The 17280-nt window shown below is 72.3% G+C and carries 13 protein-coding genes; 3 read left to right on the top strand and 10 right to left on the bottom strand.

Annotated elements, in window-relative coordinates:
* Positions 1-195 precede the first annotated feature (195 nt).
* The 6 genes from CCE02nite_RS06775 to CCE02nite_RS06750 all read right to left on the bottom strand — a co-directional run bounded on the left by CCE02nite_RS06775 (position 196) and on the right by CCE02nite_RS06750 (position 4773).
* Complete coding sequence (locus CCE02nite_RS06775) at positions 196-1149, bottom strand: HNH endonuclease signature motif containing protein (protein ID WP_141388901.1); 954 nt, start codon at positions 1147-1149, stop codon at positions 196-198.
* Between the two features lie 111 nt (positions 1150-1260).
* Complete coding sequence (locus CCE02nite_RS06770; protein WP_141388900.1) at positions 1261-2490, bottom strand: type II toxin-antitoxin system HipA family toxin; 1230 nt, start codon at positions 2488-2490, stop codon at positions 1261-1263.
* The gene (locus tag CCE02nite_RS06765) at positions 2483-2770 is read right to left on the bottom strand and encodes a helix-turn-helix domain-containing protein (RefSeq protein WP_174774896.1); all 288 of its coding nucleotides are present in this window, start codon (positions 2768-2770) and stop codon (positions 2483-2485) included. Before CCE02nite_RS06765 ends, CCE02nite_RS06770 begins: the two co-directional genes overlap by 8 nt.
* 147 nt (positions 2771-2917) lie before the next feature.
* Positions 2918-3991, bottom strand: coding sequence for a vWA domain-containing protein (locus tag CCE02nite_RS20640; RefSeq protein WP_174774895.1), 1074 nt, complete (start codon positions 3989-3991; stop codon positions 2918-2920).
* A gap of 39 nt (positions 3992-4030) precedes the next feature.
* Positions 4031-4417, bottom strand: a complete 387-nt coding sequence (locus CCE02nite_RS06755; RefSeq protein ID WP_141388899.1) for a hypothetical protein — start codon at positions 4415-4417, stop codon at positions 4031-4033.
* A gap of 80 nt (positions 4418-4497) precedes the next feature.
* Positions 4498-4773 (bottom strand): hypothetical protein, encoded by a 276-nt coding sequence (locus CCE02nite_RS06750; protein ID WP_141388898.1) that lies wholly within the window; start codon positions 4771-4773, stop codon positions 4498-4500.
* A 128-nt stretch (positions 4774-4901) separates the two neighbouring features.
* On the opposite strand from CCE02nite_RS06750, the gene CCE02nite_RS06745 reads away from it, so the two are divergent.
* Positions 4902-6122 (top strand): saccharopine dehydrogenase family protein, encoded by a 1221-nt coding sequence (locus CCE02nite_RS06745; protein ID WP_141388897.1) that lies wholly within the window; start codon positions 4902-4904, stop codon positions 6120-6122.
* 58 nt (positions 6123-6180) lie between these two features.
* Here CCE02nite_RS06745 and CCE02nite_RS20920 read toward each other — a convergent pair whose 3' ends face one another.
* Positions 6181-6702, bottom strand: coding sequence for a helix-hairpin-helix domain-containing protein (locus CCE02nite_RS20920; RefSeq protein WP_141388896.1), 522 nt, complete (start codon positions 6700-6702; stop codon positions 6181-6183).
* Positions 6703-6858: 156 nt separating this feature from the next.
* On the opposite strand from CCE02nite_RS20920, the gene CCE02nite_RS06735 reads away from it, so the two are divergent.
* Both CCE02nite_RS06735 and CCE02nite_RS06730 read left to right on the top strand, forming a co-directional pair.
* Positions 6859-7851: an SHOCT domain-containing protein gene (locus CCE02nite_RS06735; protein WP_141388895.1), complete on the top strand. Its 993-nt coding sequence runs from the start codon at positions 6859-6861 to the stop codon at positions 7849-7851.
* A 190-nt stretch (positions 7852-8041) separates the two neighbouring features.
* Entirely contained in the window at positions 8042-8674 is a 633-nt protein-coding gene (locus CCE02nite_RS06730) for a glycosyltransferase (RefSeq protein WP_141388894.1), read from the top strand.
* Positions 8675-8941: 267 nt separating this feature from the next.
* Here CCE02nite_RS06730 and CCE02nite_RS06725 read toward each other — a convergent pair whose 3' ends face one another.
* From CCE02nite_RS06725 to CCE02nite_RS06715, 3 genes are all read right to left on the bottom strand, one after another.
* Positions 8942-11413: an OmpL47-type beta-barrel domain-containing protein gene (locus CCE02nite_RS06725; protein ID WP_141388893.1), complete on the bottom strand. Its 2472-nt coding sequence runs from the start codon at positions 11411-11413 to the stop codon at positions 8942-8944.
* 158 nt (positions 11414-11571) lie between these two features.
* A complete protein-coding gene (locus CCE02nite_RS06720; protein ID WP_141388892.1) occupies positions 11572-15504 on the bottom strand; it encodes a ThuA domain-containing protein in 3933 nt (1310 codons plus the stop codon).
* A 185-nt stretch (positions 15505-15689) separates the two neighbouring features.
* Positions 15690-16844: a multicopper oxidase domain-containing protein gene (locus CCE02nite_RS06715; protein WP_141388891.1), complete on the bottom strand. Its 1155-nt coding sequence runs from the start codon at positions 16842-16844 to the stop codon at positions 15690-15692.
* Positions 16845-17280: the final 436 nt, after the last annotated feature.

Genomic DNA, 17280 nt, shown 5'->3' with positions numbered 1-17280 from the left:
TACGCCGCACCGAGGGTCGTGACCCTGTGCTGCGCGGTCCGGGAGCAGGGACGACAGCGCCAGAGCCGATGCGCCCGGGCACGGCTCGCGGTGCTGGTGTCGCAGTCCACGGCCGTGGCAGCGGAGAGACGCAGCCTCGGAGCGAGCCCGAGTCAAGGCCACAGCAGCCTCACCGAACAGGTGAACTGGATCCGATCACGTTCCCCGGCGGTCTTTCCATGCGCGCGTCGCGAGCTCGAAGTGGCCGTTGACAAGATCAGTTCGGGGCCGCTTCGCCTCGTCGAGCACCACCTCGCGATCGGCCAGCTCACGCAAGAGCGCGAAGCGATCAGCCAAGCCGGGATCGACACGGGCTCGCCACGTCTTGGGGTCGATCGTCAGCACGAGTCGGTCGAAGAGTCGATGGATGTCCGCACGGAGCAGGAGTCCACCGTGCGGGTCATGATGTGGCGCCTTGGCATAGGAGTACAGGTGCGCGGCATCCAAGACCTGTTCGGGCTGCGGACCCGTGACTGCGCACACCGCACCGAAGCGGTCTACCAGACCTTGTCTGAACTGCGCCTGCCCTCGACGCGCCCTGGCGACCGACTCGATGAAGCCCCCGGGCGGTCCAACTGCATGCGAGATCTGCACGAAGAACAGCCCGTCGATGCCAGCGAGCTGCCCGATCAGGCGCTCCGCAGCAGTCGCATCGAGCCGGCGTATCGCGTTCTGCCGGTCCCGCTGAGCGTAGACGCCGAGCAACTGACGCACCGGTGCCGGCGACGGCAGCGGAATCCACAACTGTCCATAGTGCGCGACGAACTTCGTCACGACGAGCGGCTCGACGAGGGGTTCGTCAAACTCAGCCTTGCACTTGAGACAGCGATACTCCGGTGTGGCTGACTTGCGCCGGGACAACGCCGCGCGGCGGCAGACGCGACATCGCTGCATCAGCTTCGCCCCCTCGGCAGCGTCGATCCGCTCCACGACTCCGAACCCGAAGATCAACTGCGCGTCTCGGATCAGGAGGATGTCCCCTTCCCGGATCCGGGAGCTGTTCACGACGTTTGAGTCGTACTCATATCGCTCTCCGTAGCGGTCCCCGTACAAAGCGTCCTCGCTGACGGCAAACACATGGGAGTAGCAGCTCCAGACGGATCGCTCCACAGGCCTCGCCTCCTTGGGTGCGTCCAGAGCTTAGTCGCCCAGATCACGACAGCAGGGGGCCAGACTCCTCGCGGTCGAGCGCGCGATCTCCTCGCTGTCGCGTTCCGCCGCCTATCCCGTCGGTCGCCCGGCCAGGAGATTCCGCGTGAAGCCCGCGATCTCGTCCTGGAGGCCGGGCTGCGCCCGTGCGTCCGGCGTCTCGCGCCCGACCGCCGAGGCGACCTCGACGAGCGTCGAGCGGACGACGTCGGCTGCTGTTCTCGATCCCCAGGCCTCTCCCTCGGCGACGAGGTCCCCGGCCGTGACTGTGCTGTGGACGTAGGCACCGTTCACGGCCATGGCAAGGCGCCCGTCCGTCGGCTGGTGCCGTAGCGGCACGACGTCGTACATCGGCGCGATCCGCGCGGTCCCGTCCGGAAGATGGAGCATCGAAACGTTCTTCGCATGCATGTCGAGGTTACCGACGGCGACGGACAGGGTGACGTAACGCAGGAGCTGCTCGACCGCCGACGGTCCCGCGGCACGCCGCAGGACCTGCGCGATCCGGACGAGGCTCACCCTGCCGCCGATCTCCTGGTACTTCTCGTCGCCTCGCGCACCGAGCGCCTGGTTCATGTCCTCCTGGTGGAGGCGCCCGCGCGGGGCGTGGGGCGATCGGTCGTAGCGCTCGATGACGAGCGCAGTCCGGCCGTCGAACTCGTGCAGCCGCGGCATACCGTGCGTGACGCCCAGGTGCGCGGCGATCCGGGACGTGTACTCCTCGTCGTAGATGATCGTCGGGTTGGCCGCTGAGTCCGGCTTGAGGATGTGGGTGGACGGGTAGCCGTCGTGAACCTGGTGCCACACGTCGTCGACGAGGGCGAGCACGATCTTGTCCTGCACTCCGGCGAGTGACGACTTCCCCGAGTACGGGGAGTTGCCGAGCGGCATGCCACGGGTATCACGGAGGAGCGCGCCGACCTGCTCGTCGGTGAGCGGGGTGGCGCGCGGCGTTCGTGGCTCGCCGGGCGCGTCGGGATCGTAGAGCTCGACGGCGCCCGCGACGTCGCGCCCGAAGCGCGCCAGGAGTCCGACGACATCGGACTCCCCGATCCGCGCCCGCGCGGCGAGGTCGTTCAGGACGCGGCCTTCCGGGAGGAGCTCGGCGAAGTAGTTGCGTCGCCGGGCGGCGCGGGCCCGGTTCTCCACGAGGCTCAGCGGTACCGACTCCGACAGCACGGTGCTGCCCGGCGGCCAGTGCTCGAGCACGGACCGGTCCGTCCGGAAGTCGAACGTTCTCGAGCTCGTCCCCACCAGACGGCCGACGAGCCGCCCGTACAGCTCGACGTGCAGGTCACCCATCGCGGCTCTCCGCGTCGTGCTGGTGCGTGGTCGACACGTCCGGGTCGTCGAGCACCGACTCGTCGATCTCCGCCCACAGCCGAACGCCTGTCGCGTCGAGCATGGCGAAGAGTCGTTCCATGAGGAGACCGGGCTTGCCGTTCTCCATCTCCCAGACCCACTTCTGCCCGATGCCGAGCTGGTCGGCCAGCTGCCGCTGGCTCGTTCCCCGCACGAGGCGGCCCTGCTGCAGGGCGAAGCCCAACAGCTCGGGACTCGTGATCTCGATCCGGACAGCCATTTCGCCTCCGATGACGTCGATAGTGAAGTCATCATAGGTGAGTCCGATATCGAAGTCACCCCATGTGACTTCGATATCGGCATCGTTGCTCGGGAGAGCATCGCGGGCGGCCCGCCCGTCGAATCCCGCCCCACGCCGTCGGGGGACTCACCGCGCGACGGCCACGCTTCCCAGCGGGCCAGCCGCAGCCTGCACGTCACTCGTGTAGCAGTAGAACCCGCGCACGCGCTCGCCAGGCCGGAACGTCACTTTGTCGAGCCGGCCCGCGCGATTGGCGATGACGCCCCACGGCAGCGGGCCGTGCGCCGACGTCTCGACGAGCTGGACCAGCGCTGCTCGCGACGTGTCGGCGTTGAGGGAGACCGGGACGCCGCGGAGCGTCGCCCACACGACGGGTCGACCGCCGTAGGTGCCGATGTCGGCGAGCGTCGCCGAGCCCGACACGACGACAGATCGCAGGTGCTGGAGCAAGTGGTACTCGTCGAACGGGTCGTCCTTCGTCCCGGTCGGCGCGGCGACGGGCGGCTGCGGCGCGGGGCGGGCCGACCGCGGACGGTCCGTGGCGCGGCGACCGGCCGCGGCGCGGTCCGCCTCCGTGTACACCGCGTGCTGGTCGCGCGCCGCAGCGGGCGGCGCGCCTGCGGCCATGGCCGTACGCATGCCCGCCATGCTGCGTGACGTCGCGGCGTACGCCTGGTCGACGTTCGCCGCGTCGTACGTGAGCGACCGCTCGCGCTTCACGCCGAGCGACGTGCCGACCTCGATCGCGTCCTGGTTGGCGCCCATGTAGAGGAACGTCCAGCCGAACTGCTCCTCGCGCTCGGTGACGAGCGCCTTGATCGCGGCGTGCGTGTACTCCTTCGACGCGTTCTCGAGGCCGTCGGTCATGATCCCGACGATCACCGCTCCCGGCCGCTGGTCCTCGGGAAGCTGGGCGATGCGCAGCGCGGTCGTCTGCACGAGGCGCCCGATGGAGTCGAGCAGCGCCGTCATGCCCCGCGGGCGCAGGTCGAGCGGCGGGACCTCGCGCACGTCGAGGTCGGTGTAGACCTCCTCGTACTCGTTGTCGAACTGCGCGAGCGTGACCGTGCAGCGGCCGGGCGCGTCGCGCTGCTCGGCGAGGAACAGGTCGAAGCCCTGCTCGGTGGCCTGCTTGATGGTCTGCATGGACCCGGAGCGGTCGAGCAGCATGGCGAGGTGCGTGAGGGTCTGGTCGGGCATGGCGGTTCCCTTCGTCGTGCTGCTGGACGGCGTGGCAGGTCAGGTGCGGCGGCGGAACCTCAAGGGTTCGACGGCGGTCGTCGGCTCGGGCGGCGGGGTGCCTCGTTCGCGGTCGTAGCGGGCGCGCGTGACGCCCTCTGCGGAGACGCGGCCGTCGGGGCCGGAGTAGCCCGCGAGCGCCGGAGTGCGGGCGAGGCGCGGCGGCACGGTGTTCGGCGCGACGCCCGCCGCCTCCGCGACGGACCGCATGGACGACCCAGCGAGCAGGGCCTCGGCCATCGCCTCGTCGAGCGCGCCGTCGAGCAGGGCCCGGGCGCGGGCGAGCGGCTCGACGGCGGTGCCCTGGTCAGCGTCGGACGCCTCGTCGAGCGCTGCGCGGGCGGCGTCGAGGCGGGGCCGCGAGGGTCGCTGCGGGTCGGAGGTCATGCGTTCAGATTACGTGCAGTAACTGCACATACGCAATACCCTCACGCGCTCGCTTCCTGCACACCGTCGCCCCGTGCGGGTCAGCGGCCGTCGAGCATGCCCATCGCGACACCGACCACGAGCACCGCCACGATCGCGACGACGCACCACAGCACGCCCACCAGCCCTGGCCGGGGCCCGTCGGCCTGTCCGCCGCCGCTGGATGGTTCACCGCCGTCGCGCCGCCCGCGACCGTCGGACGGCCCGCCGCCGTCGGACGGCCCACCGCCGTCTGACCGCCCGTCACCCTGGGGCGCCTCGCCACCCTCAGGCAGCCCGCCCGCGGGTCGCTGTCCGTCGTCGGGCTCTGCGTCCATGTCGCCAGGACACCACGCCGCGCCCCGGCGAGCACGGGTACGGAACGGGCATCGCCGCCGCCGACGCGCGAGCCACCATGCCGCTCCGTAGTCTCGCGAGATCCCTGGTTCCGGCGAAAGGTGACCCCATGACCGACGCCCCGACCTCCCCGACCTCGACGGGCCGCGTCGTGCTCCTCGGCGCGACCGGCTACACGGGCACGCTCGTCGCGCACGAGCTCGTGGCGCGCGGGGCGCAGCCGGTCCTCGCGGGGCGGTCCCAGGACCGACTGGACGCGCTCGCCGCCGACCTCGCCACCACCGCATCGTCGGCGGCATCCCGCCACCGCGCCGAGCCCACGGACACTCCCGAGGCAGGGCGCTCGACGTCGGGCTCCCCCGCCCGACCGCCGCTCGAGACCGCGGTCACGGACATCGACGACGCGCGGACCGTGCGGGCGCTCATCGAACCGGGCGACGTGCTCGTCTCGACGGTGGGCCCGTTCGTCCGGCACGGCGGCCCGGCGGTCGAGGCCGCGATCGACGCGCGCGCCGTCTACCTCGACTCGACGGGCGAGCCGGTGTTCATCCGGCGCGTGTTCGAGGAGCTCGGCCCGCGCGCCGGACGCGCCGGCGCAGCACTGCTGACGGCGTTCGGCCACGACTGGGTGCCGGGCAACCTGGCCGGAGCGCTCGCGCTCCAGGACGAGGGTGCGGACGCCGCTCGCCTGGAGATCGGCTACTTCCCCACCGGTGGCGGCGTGAGCGGCGGGACCCGGGCGAGCGCGCTCGAGATCGTGCTGGAACCGTCGTACGCCTGGCGCGGCGGACGCCTGCGGGCCGAGCGCGTCGCGGCACGCGTCGTCACGTTCGACCTCGGCGCGGGGCGCCGCGTGCGGGGCATCACGGCGGGCGGCACCGAGCCGTTCACGCTGCCACCTTCCGCGCCTGGCCTGCGCGACGTCGAGGTCGCGCTGGGCGTATCCGGTTCCGCGGTGCGCCTCGCGCCCGCAGCCACGGCGATCGCGACCGGCGCGCTGCGCGTCCCCGGACTGGGCGGCGCGCTGCGCCGGTTCGCCCGGTCGCGCGGCGGCTCGAGCGGCGGCCCGGACGCGGCGGCCCGGGCTGCGTCGCGCACGCACGTCCTCGCGGTCGCGCGCAGCGCGTCCGGCAAGGTCCTGCGCCGCGTCCGGCTCGACGGGCCCGATGCCTACGACCTCACCGCGCACCTCCTCGCGTGGGGCGCCGCCCGCGCCGCCGCGGGAGAGACCCGAGGCACTGGAGCGCTCGGCCCGGTGCAGGCGTTCGGCCTTGACGCGCTGCTCGCGGCAGCGCGCGAGGCAGGCACCACCGTGACGACCGGTCGCTGAGCCCGCGCTCCGAACAGCCGAGGGCGACGCGCGAGTCCTCTCGCGGATACCGCGGCGGTCAGCCGGCCGCGAGCGCCTCGCGCAGGATCCGCACGGCCCGCGGCCCGACCCCGTGCAGGGCGAGCAGGTCCGCGTCGCCGACCCGCGCGACGTCGGACAGCGTGACGATGCCCGCGCCGGCGAGCGCGCGCGTCGCCGGGCGACCGATGGCGGCGGGGAGGTCGCCGACGGTGCCGGGCTCGGCGGCGTCGGCCGCGACGAGGGACTCGGCGAGCCGCCTCGGCGCCTGGGCGAACCACGCGCGCCGCACCCAGTGGTTGGCCCGCTGACCGTCGAGGTCGGCGAGCGGCACGCTCACCCCGAGCAGGTGGTCGCCGCGCGTCCACCGGCGCGCGGTCGGTTGCTCGGCGAGCACGCGCGCGACGTCGTTCTCCGCGAGGCGGAGATGCACGACGGCGTCCCGTGTCACCGCGACGGACCGTCGCCCGCGCACGCTGAACGTGACGGTCCCGCCGGCCACGTCTTCCGCCACCTCGGGCAGCGCGAGCGCGGCCGCGCGGACCTGGGCGAGCGTCGTCATGCCGCCCACCCTGCCACGCCTTCCGGGGACACTCTTGGTCGAGCATGCGGTCATCGACCGTCGATCATGGCGCTGTCGACCGAGTTCGGCGCCGGACGGTCGGCAAGCCACTGGTCGGCGGGAGGCTGAACAGCGGGCGCTCGTAGGATCGGGGTGATGTCTGACCACACCACGGGGGCGTCCTTCCCGGACCCTCGGCACGACAAACCGCCCCTCCCGCCGTCCGCCGCTCTCGCGCGCAAGGCCGCCGACCCCAGGGCCATCCTGCGGTTGGTGGGCAACGACGAGTCCGTCGACGACCTGCCCCGCACGCCCGACGGCCTCCTGGACGCGCCGTCGAGCGTCGGCAGGAAGATCCGCAACGGCGTGCTGCTCGTGCTGCTGTCCGGGGGCCTCGTCTGGCTCGTCACGGTCAACGCGTGGGACCACGACGGCTTCTTCCCGTGGTTCTGGAACGTCGTGTGGACGATCTTCCCGTGGGTGTTCCTCGGCCCCCTGTGGGCCGGGTACGCACGCTCGCTGCGGCGGTCGCGCGACGACGCCCCGCTCTACGCCCAGTACCACCGCGACCGCAAGGCCGCGGTCCGCGAGACGGGGGTCGTGACGGCGTCGGTCACCGACCGCACGGACTCGGGTGGGGTCGCTCAGTGCGTGGTCCGCGTGCGGCACGGGGCGCTCACGACAACGGTCACGCGCCTCGCGCCGATGACCAACCTGCTCCCGTCGGAGGTCCCGCAGCCCGGCGACCCGGTCGTGGTGTGGCGCCTTCCTGCGGAACGCGTCGTGGTGCAGGCGCGCCGCGACCGCACGCGCGCCCTGCACGACGCCGCCCGGTCCGCCGCGTCCGCCACCGTCACCGACGCGCCCGTCACCGACTCCCCGGTCGCCGACCCCGCGAGCACGGGGACCCCGACCACCCCGGAGGACGCGCCGGCCTGGGGCTCACCCACGCCGGGCGCGGCGTCCTCTTCGTCGTCGACGACCACGACCACCACGACGAGGACGACCCGCGGCGGGGGCGCTCCCGAGGTCACCGTGCAGCACGGCATCGCAGCGGCGCTCTCGGAGCTCGCGAACCTGCACGCCTCGGGCGCCCTGACCGATGACGAGTTCGCCGCGGCGAAGCGGATGCTGCTCGGCGGATCCTGACCGATCGGACGACGCAGCGACGGCGGCGCACCCGGCCGACCGGGCGCGCGTCACTGGGCCCCTGCCGCGCCGTCGAGCACGACGCTGCGCGCCGTCGACCACGACATCCGTGTCGTTCTGAGCCCCAGAACGACCTCGATGTCGTGTTCGGCGCGGGCACGGGGGCCAGGTGGCCCGGCAGACTGTCCCCGTGAGCAGCCGTCCGCCCCGTCCCCCGCACCGGCCGAGCATGGTGTGGACCGCGGTGCGGGGTGGGGTGCGCGGGCGCGAGCGCCTGACGCCGGTCGTCGACTACCTCGCCGTCCTGCTCATCCTGCTCGTGCTGTTCGGCGGGTCGGTGTGGTTCGCCGTGTGGATGATGCTCCAGGAGGAGGGGCTCGCGGCGTTCCTCGCCGGCTTCATGGTCCTGGGCTTCGGCAGCGGGCTGGTGATCTACCTGCGCGCGCCGTCGAGGCAGTCGGTGGTCCTGCGTCCGCACGAGATCGAGCTGCCCGTCGGTCGCGAGGAGGTGACGCGCGTCGTCGTGCGGTGGGACGACGTCGCGCGCGTGCGGGTGTTGGAAGGCGAGCGGCGCCCGACGCTCCGGGTCGAGCTGCACGACGGCGCGCGGGCCCGCCACGCCGACGGCGAGGACCTGCTGCAGGGCCGACCGGCGCACGGGCCGGACCCGGAGACGGTCGACGTCACGGACGCCGAGGCGGTCGCCCGGGTGCTGCGGCATTTGCTCGACCATCCCGAGGATCGCGCGCGCCTCGCGCAGCGCGGCGGGGTGGGGATCGTCCTCGCCTTCGCGCGCCCGGTCTACGGCGACGCGCCCGCCTGACCCGCGCGCCGACGTCGGCCCACCCGCCACCTGCGTGACGCCAGCCCCCCGAACACGACCTCACCCGCCCTCGAGCACGACATGAGCGTCGTCAAGCCGCCCAGAACGACCCTCATGTCGTGCTCGGCGCGGGAGGGGGCGCGGGGCGTGCGGCGGGCGTTCCGCCCCCGGGGGCCCGAGCACGACGACGGCCCGGGCCCGCACCTGGGGGGTGCGGGTCCGGGCCGTCGTCGATCGGACTGGTCAGGTCGGACCGTCAGGTGTCGGTCAGCGGCGACCGATGTCGGACAGCTCGGCCGCGGCGATGACGAGCTCGCGCTCGGCGTCGTCGAGGACGCCGTCGAGGACGAGGTCCTCGGTCACGAGGCTCACGTGCTCCACGAACTCGCGGTGCGTGGAGTACTCGTCGGTCTCGGCCACGTGGTCGTTGACCGTGCAGCCGGTGCCGTCGTCGTAGTTCTGCACCGTGCTGTCGTGACCGTCGATGATCACCGTCGGGCGGATGTCCGACCCGACGCAACGGTCGCGGACGAGCTTCAGGACCGTGAAGGTCACCTCGCCCGTCGTGACGTTGCCGACGCCGTCGACCGCGCGGTAGCGAACCAGGTGCTGGCCGTCGGCCGCGAACGCGACCGGGGCCGCGTAGCGCTGCCACGCGCCGTCGTTGGCCTGGAACTCGATGCGGTCGACGCCCGACTCCTCGTCCACCGCCGTGAGCGTGACGCGCGCGCTCGCGACGAAGTCGCCGTCTCGGGTACGGCTGCCGCTGACGCCCGCCGTGACGACGGGGCCGTCGGTGTCGCCCGGCTCCTCGCCGCCCGCGATGACGAACGTGACCGTCTTCGGGGCGGAGACGTTGCCCGCGACGTCCGTGGCGCGGTAGGTCACGGTGTGCGCACCGGGGGTCCGCACCGAGATCTGGCCGGAGTACGCGGTCCACGCGCCGCCGTCGACCTGGTACTCGACCGACGCGACGCCCGAGTCGGCGTCCTTGGCGAGGAGGCGGACGAACACGGTGGACAGGTACTCGCCCTCCTCGTTCTTCGCGCCACCCATCACGCGGTGGTCGACCGTCGGTGCGACGGTGTCGCCACCCTGGCCCGCCACGACGTCGAACGTGACGGTCGCGGGCTCGCTGACGTTGCCCGCGGCGTCGGTCGCGCGGTAGGCGAGCGTGTGCCTGCCGGGCTCGTCGACGACCACGGCCTCGGTGTACTCGGTCCAGCCCGCGCCGTCGAGGTCGTACTCGACGGACGCGACGCCCGAGCCCTCGTCGGTCGCGGTGAGGAGCACGGACGCGGAGCCCACGTAGGCGCCGTTCTCGTCCTGCGTGCCGCTGAGCTCGTTCGCGACGACCGGGGCCGTGGTGTCCTCCTCGGCGTCCGCCACGACGACGAACTCCGTGACGGTGTCCTCGGACACGTTGCCCGCGGCGTCGGTGGCCCGGTAGACGAGCGTGTGCTCGCCGGGCTCGTCGATCACGAGGGGCTCGGTGTACGGGGCCCAGCCGGCGCCGTCGAGGTCGTACTCGACGCTCTCCACGCCGGACGCGTCGTCCGTCGCGGTGAGCGTCGCGGTGGCCGACCCCACGAACGCGCCGTTGTCGTCCTGCTCGCCCGTGACCTCGGCGGTCACGGTCGGGGCGGTCGTGTCCTGCTCGCCGCCCTCGACGACCGTGAAGGTCACCGAGCCGACCTCGGACACGTTGCCCGCGACGTCGGTCGCGCGGTAGGAGACGGTGTGCTCGCCGAGGTCGGTGAAGGGCACGGTCGTCGTGTACGGCAGCCACGCGCCGCCGTCGACCTGGTACTCGACCGACGCGACGCCCGAACCCTCGTCCGCGGCGTGGAGCATGAAGGCCGCCGTGCCGATGTACGCACCGTTCTCGTCCTGCTGGCCCATGACCATGGGCTCGACGGTCGGGGCGGTCGTGTCCTCCTCGACGTCGCCCTCGACGACGGTGAACGTCGCGGTCTGCGCCTCGGACGTGTTGCCCGCCGCGTCGGTCGCGCGGAACTGGAGCGTGTGCGCACCGACCGCGTCGACGACGAACGGCTCGGTGTACGCCTGCCAGCCCGCGCCGTCGAGGTCGAACTCGACCCCGGCCACGCCGGAGTCGTCGTCCGTCGCGTCGAGCGTCACGGTCGCGCCGCCCACGTAGGCGCCGTCGCCGTCCTGCTCGCCGGTGACCAGAGCGGTCACGGACGGTGCCGTGGTGTCCTCGCCCCCGCCGCCGTCGGTGACGACGAGCTCGCCCCACATCTCGCCGTGCCCGGGGATCGCGCAGAAGTAGCGGTACTTCCCGGGCGTGAGGGTCACCTGGGCCTCGTGCCGCCCGCCGTTGGCATCGAACGGGCTCGCGAGGATGTTGAGGTTCACGTCGTGGTTGTAGCCCGGCGACGACGTGTCGAACGTGAGCGTGTGGCTCATGCCGAACGTGCTGCCGGTCGCCATGCTGTTCTCGAAGACGATCGTCGCGGGGCCGGCCTCGGCCGTCGCCGGGAACGTCTTGTAGTCGGTCACGCTGTTGTCCGCGGTCCAGGTGAGGACCTGCTCGGCGGCGACGGTGGCGTCGGCGGCGGACACGACGGCGGACGACGCCGTCGCCGGTGCGGTGGGGGTCGCCGAGGCCGGGGCGACGGTGAGGACCGTCGTCGCGGTGAGTCCGGCGACCGTGGCGGCGAGGAACCGCCGTGCGCCGCGGTGGCGGGAGCCGCCGGGACTGGTACGTCGTTCCATGAGGGTGCACTCCTCCGGGGGTGTCTGGGGGTTCTGTCGGGCTGGTGGGGCTGGACGGGCCGGCGGTGCGGCCCGCCCCCGGGGCCGCCGTCGTGCTGCACGACGGCGGCCCCGGGCTCGGCGGGGACGGCCGGCTCGGCCGCCCCCGCCCGGCGGTGCTACAGGTCCGCCACCCGGATGTCACGGAACTCGATGAGGTCCGCGTTCCCGTGGTTCTGCAGCCCGATGAACCCGCTGTCGAACTGGCGCAGGTCCGTGGGCGGGTCGCCGGCCCGGGACGACTGCTGTCCCGGCGAGTTCTCCCACTCGTTGATGACGACGCCGTTGCGGATGATCGTGTACTGCTGGCCGACCACCCGGATCTCGTACTCGTTCCACTCGCCCTTGGGCTTCTCGCCGCCGGTGTTCAGGCCGAGCGGGTCGAAGTTGTAGACCGAGCCGGTCTTCTGGGGCTCGCCCGTCGGACCGTCGTAGATCTGGATCTCGTGACCGCACGAGATCGCGACCCACGCCGGGGACTGACCCTCGGCGCACTCGACGTCGCCGGGCTCGTCCGGGTTCGGGAACCGGGTGAACACGCCCGCGTTCGCGTGGTGGTCACCCGCCGAGACGTCGCGGTAGAGCAGCTTGACGGAGAAGTCTCCGAGCTCCTCGCCCGCGTACCAGAGCATCCCCAGCCCGCCCTGCGAGCGGATCGACCCGCCCGGCTCGAGCGTGAACTTCCCGCTCGGCGCCTGGAACCAGTCGTACAGCGACGCCTCGGTGCCGTCGAAGATCGTGCGGTACCCACCGGGGTACGCGCCGATCTGGGACCGGGCCGCCGCGTCGACGAGGCGAGCACGCTCGCGGTCGCTGATGCGGCTGTCGTCGTACAGGCCCTTCGCGACCGACTCCACGTGCGCCAGGAACCGGGCGTGGGTGCGCCACTCCTTCTCGTCCTGGAACAGGTCGGCGATGTTGCAGGCGCCCAGGTCGCGGTTCTCGACCGTGGAGTCCACGTCGCCGAAGAACACGGTCTCGCGCTCGTCGGGCAGGGTGCACGACGGCGAGCCGTCGGTCGTGACCGTGGCCTTCGAGCCGTCGGCGTACGTGACGGTGAGCTTGGCCTCGTAGTTCTTGACGCGCGGGTACTTGTGCTTCGGGTTGGCCTGACGCGAGGTCGAGCCGTCGCCGAACTCCCAGAGGTAGGAGACGCCACCGGAACGCGCACCGGTGAACTGCACGGTCAGCGGGTCGCCCTGGATGCTCGTCGCGGACGCCGCCGGGGCCGGGGTCGGAGCCCCGCCCTGGTACGTGATCCGCATGAGCTTCTGGTTCGGGTCGAGGCTGAAGAAGCCGCCCGCGTAGTCGACCATGTACAGCGCGCCGTCCGGACCGAACTTCGCGTCCATCCAGCTCTGGAGCAGCCCGTCACCGCGGCCGCCCGGGATGATCTGGCGGAGGTCCTCCATGAACACGGGCGCGTCCAGGTTCTCCGGGTCGACCGTCACCGCGACGCGGTTGTTCGAGTTCGACTGGTCGCCGATGAACCACTTGCCCTCCCAGTACGACGGCCATGCGACGTCGGACTCGGGGTCGACCTGCGACTGGCGGTAGGTCGGACCGGACATGACGGCCTGGCCGCCACCCCGCAGCCACGGGATGGTGTAGGTCGCCTCGTCGTCCTCGTACGTCGGGATGCCGTTGCCGCGGTCCGGGAACACCGGCCCGCCGCCCGAGGGCGAGTACCAGATCATGTTGTCGCGCACCGGCGGGAGGTCGACGAGACCCGTGTTGCGCGGCGACGTGTTCTTCGGGTTGTCGCAGTCGTACCAGCCGGTGAGGACGCTCGCGTCCTCGTTGCTCCGGTCACGGTACGGCTGCTTGTTGCCCATGCAGTACGGCCAGCCCTGGTTGCCCGCGGACGTGATGATCGTCGCGGTCTCGTACTTGGCCGGGCCGAGCTCGGGGTTCGGGCTGCCGGCGTCCGGGCCCACCCAGGCCGCGGTCAGCCAGTCCGTGTCAGGGTCGATCTGCAGGCGCGAGATGTTGCGCACGCCCATGACGTAGATCTCGGGACGCGTCTTGTCCGCGGGGTACTCGCCCACCGGGAACAGGTTGTCGTCCGGGATCGTGTACGTGCCGTCGTCCTCAGGGTGGATCCGCAGGATCTTGCCGTTGAGGTCGTTCGTGTTGCCCGACGTGCGGCGCGCGTCCTGGAAGCTGATCCCCGCGTACTCCTGCGTCCAGTTGTTGCCGGAGTACCCGTTCGAGCCGCCCGACGAGTTGTTGTCGCCCGAGCCGATGTAGAGGTTGCCCTCGCTGTCGAACGCCATGCCGCCGCCCGCGTGGCAGCAGCTGTGGATCTGCGTCTCCCACTCGAGCAGGTCGACCCGCGTGCTCTGGTCGATCGTCGGGGTCGCCGGGTCGTAGGTGAACCGCGACACCGTGCGGTAACCGACACGACGCTCACGGTCGATGTTCTCGTGCGGCATCCAGTACACGTAGAGCCAGTGGTTGGTCGCGAAGTCGGGGTCGGGCACGATGCCGAGCAGGCCCTCCTCGTTCTTCACGAGCTCGTCGCCGCTTCCGCGGTTGCCCATGACGTCGAGCGTCGTGAGGAGCTTCGCCTCACCCGTCTCCGGGTCCCACTGGTGGATCGTGCCGCAGCCGAGGCCCACGTTCGGGTCGCTCCACGGGACGATCGGACCGGTCGCGCAGGCGCCGCGGCCGATGTAGAAGACCGTGCCGTCGGGCGCGACCGTCAGGCCGTGCTGCTCGCCGTTCTGGTCGAGCGTGCCGGCCGTGTTCACCTTCGACAGGCGCTCGGCCTTGTAGTTCGACGCGATGGTGGCCTGGCAGTCGCCGCGCACGACGCCCGTCGTCCACTGGAGCGCACCGAGCAGGTGCTCGCGGAACGTCTCGTCCGCCCAGCTCTCGGGCGTGCCGCCCATGCCGGTGAAGAACGAGCGGCCGCCGTCGTAGTCGCGGCACCACGAGAGGGGCTGGAACGGGTTGGTCGTCGGGCCGGCGTCGGGGCCGGGCTCGAGCGTCGCGACCGTGTGCACGTCACCGGTCGGGTCGTCGGCCCAGTCGAGCCACCGGTCCTCGCGGTCCCACGTGAGCGGGAGGTCCGCCGTCGCGGGGTGCTGGCGGTCGACCAGGTCGACCGTGCGCTCCTCGAGCGGGATCTCCGGGTCGGGCTGCTCGACGGAGTCGGGGCCGAAGATCGAGAGCTCCGCGAGCTGGACCTCGGCGTCGCCGGAGTTCGCGGTGACGTCCAGCCGGTACCAGCCGTACTCGGTCTCGTTCGCGACGTCGAACGTGCGCGGCTGGAAGCGCTGCGGGAAGTCCTCGTCGGTGCGCGTGTCGAGGTCGACCCATGTCTGCCCGTCGGTCGAGCCCTGGAGCTTCCAGTTCTTCGGGTCGCGGCCCGCGGAGTCGTTCGCCGACGTGATGCCGTACTTCACGACCGCGACGGGCTGCTCCATGCGCAGCGTGAGCTGACCCGTGCGGGCGAACGTCAGCCACTTGGTGCCGGGGTCGCCGTCGACGGCCTTGGCCGGGGTCTCCGCGGCCGGGCTGCGGCCGGTGCCGGTCGCCTCGGCGACCTTCTCCGCCGTCATCGTCGCGCCCTTGATCCGGGCGCCGACGAGGCCCTCGAACCACTTCGACGCCTCCTGCGAGCGCGCGGCGTCGCGCACGCCGAGGAAGCCGCCGCCGCCGTTGATGTACGCCTGGAGCGCGGCCTCCTGCTCGCCGCTCAGCTCGATGCCCTCCGAGGAGAGCATGACGACGCCGCGGTACTCGCCGAGCGTCGCCGCGCTGATCATCTCCGGGTCGGACGTCGCCTCGACCTCGAAGCCGTTGGCGGACCCGAGCTCGGTGAGCGCCGCCGTCGCCTCGACGACGGGGTCGGCCTGCTCGCCGGGCGCGCCGTGGAACACGAGCACGCGCACGGCCGTCGTGGCCGCGGCGGTGGCGACAGGAGCCGTGGCGAGCGCCCCGCTCGAGGCGACCGCGCTGCTCGCGGCCGTGTCGACGGGCTGGGCCGACGCCGGGATCACGGCGGCGCTCGCGACGAGCGCAGCGCTCGTGAGGCCCACGGTCATGGCCAGTAGTGCTCCTGGTCGGGAGCGTCCCCTCGTGGGGGATGTCGATCGTCTGGACAGCACTCTCCAACTCCTTCGTCATCGGTGCGGCGCCCCCGGGCGGGCCGGGAGCGGTTCGTGCTGGTGCGGGTGGTGCTGGTGCGGGGCGGAGCCCGCGGCCCGTCGGTGCTGGATCAGCCGACAGCTCAGTGGCCGGCGTGCCCCGTGAGGTCGACGACGGCCGGCCCGGTCCCTCCGGCCGCGGCACCACCGGTGGTGGCCGCGGCGCCGCCGGTCGCGCCGGAGGGCGCCGACATGGTGTGGCTGGCGTGACCCTGGAACCGGTCGATGGAGTCCTGCGCACCCGGAGGCATGGAGCCGTCGGCGTTGCGCACGAGGAAGATGCCGGCCATGCCCCCGTCGGAGTGGAACTGGACGTGGCAGTGGTACATCCACGCCCCCGGCCCGACGCCCAGACCGGCGACGACCTGGAACCCGAACGCGTCGCCCGGGTTGAGGTCCCGGTTGTCCACGACCTGGCTCGGGTCGTACTGGTCCGCGAGCAGGCCGGTCCGGTTGTTCGCCCAGCGGTGGGCGTGCAGGTGGAAGGTGTGGAGCTGGTTCCCGTGCCCGATGCAGATGAACTCGACGCGCTCGCCGAGCTTCGCCTCGAACATCGGGGTGTCGGGGGCGACCTTGTTGTTGATCGTCATGTCGTTGAAGACCATCGTGAACTGCTTCTGCGGCAGCACGTCCCCGACCCGGCGCACGACGAGCGCGCCGTAGAGCCCGGCGGCGAGGCCCTGCGTGCCGTGGTCGCCCCACGCGTGGTCGTGGTAGTGCCAGTAGCCCGCGCTGCCCGGCATCCAGATGCCGCGGTCGCGCGCCATCTTCACGGTCGACCAGGTGTACGTCCGCGTCTCGCCCGGCTCGTTGAACGAGTTGTTGAAGGCGCTCCCGTCGCTGTTGACGTCGTAGTTCACGCCGTGCGGGTGGATCGACAGGCGCTTGTCCGTCGTGTTGACGAGCGTGATCTCGAGGGTCTCGCCCTCCCACATCTCGAGGATCGGGCCGGGAACCGTGGCCTTGCCGCGCTCGAGGCCGTAGCCGACGAGCGTGTCCGAGATCCGTTCGGCGTACATCGTGATCTTGCGGACGTCGCCCGCGGCGGTGGCCACGGCACCGGTGGCCGCACCGGTCGTCGTCGCGGCGGCGGCCGGGGGTGCGGCGGCGACGCTGCCGCCGGCGCCCAGCAGCAGAGCGGCCGCAGGGCTCGCGGCGACGACGCCTGCCCCCGCGAGAAGCGCCCGTCGCGAGAGCGGCCTCGCGGGCGTCTGGGTCTCGGTCGTCGGGTCGGGCATGGGGACTCCTTCCGGGCGTACGGGGTCGTCCGGGCGGCCCGCGGGCGCGCCGGACCGGCGCGCCGGCGCTCGCCGTCACGCTGACCGGCGCCACGTGGGCGCGCGGAGGTTCCCCGGGTGGTGCTGTGGGGGTGCACTGTGGGCAGGACTGGGTCGTGCGGGGGTGTCCCGCGTCGCAGAGGGTCGAGACAGGTGCTCGGTCGTGCGGGGCTCGACCCTCGACCGGTGGGAGACCGACCGTGGGGCGAGGTCCGGGACCGCCGTGGTCCCGCCGGGGCACGCGTCGGTGCGCGCCGTCGGCTGTCGGTCCGGACGCCGCGCTCCCCTGCCCGACGTCCGGTCCCCTGGTCGGTTCCAGGGGCAACGAGGTTTATGACACCGCAGTCAGGAGGCGATGTCAACCGTTGGACGAAAGTTGTGTCGACAACAAGCAAAA

This window comes from Cellulosimicrobium cellulans (assembly GCF_006539945.1).
In the GTDB taxonomy this organism is placed as follows: domain Bacteria; phylum Actinomycetota; class Actinomycetes; order Actinomycetales; family Cellulomonadaceae; genus Cellulosimicrobium; species Cellulosimicrobium cellulans.
Note: the sequence above shows the minus strand (reverse complement) of the source record. Positions and strands in the feature narration are given on the sequence as shown.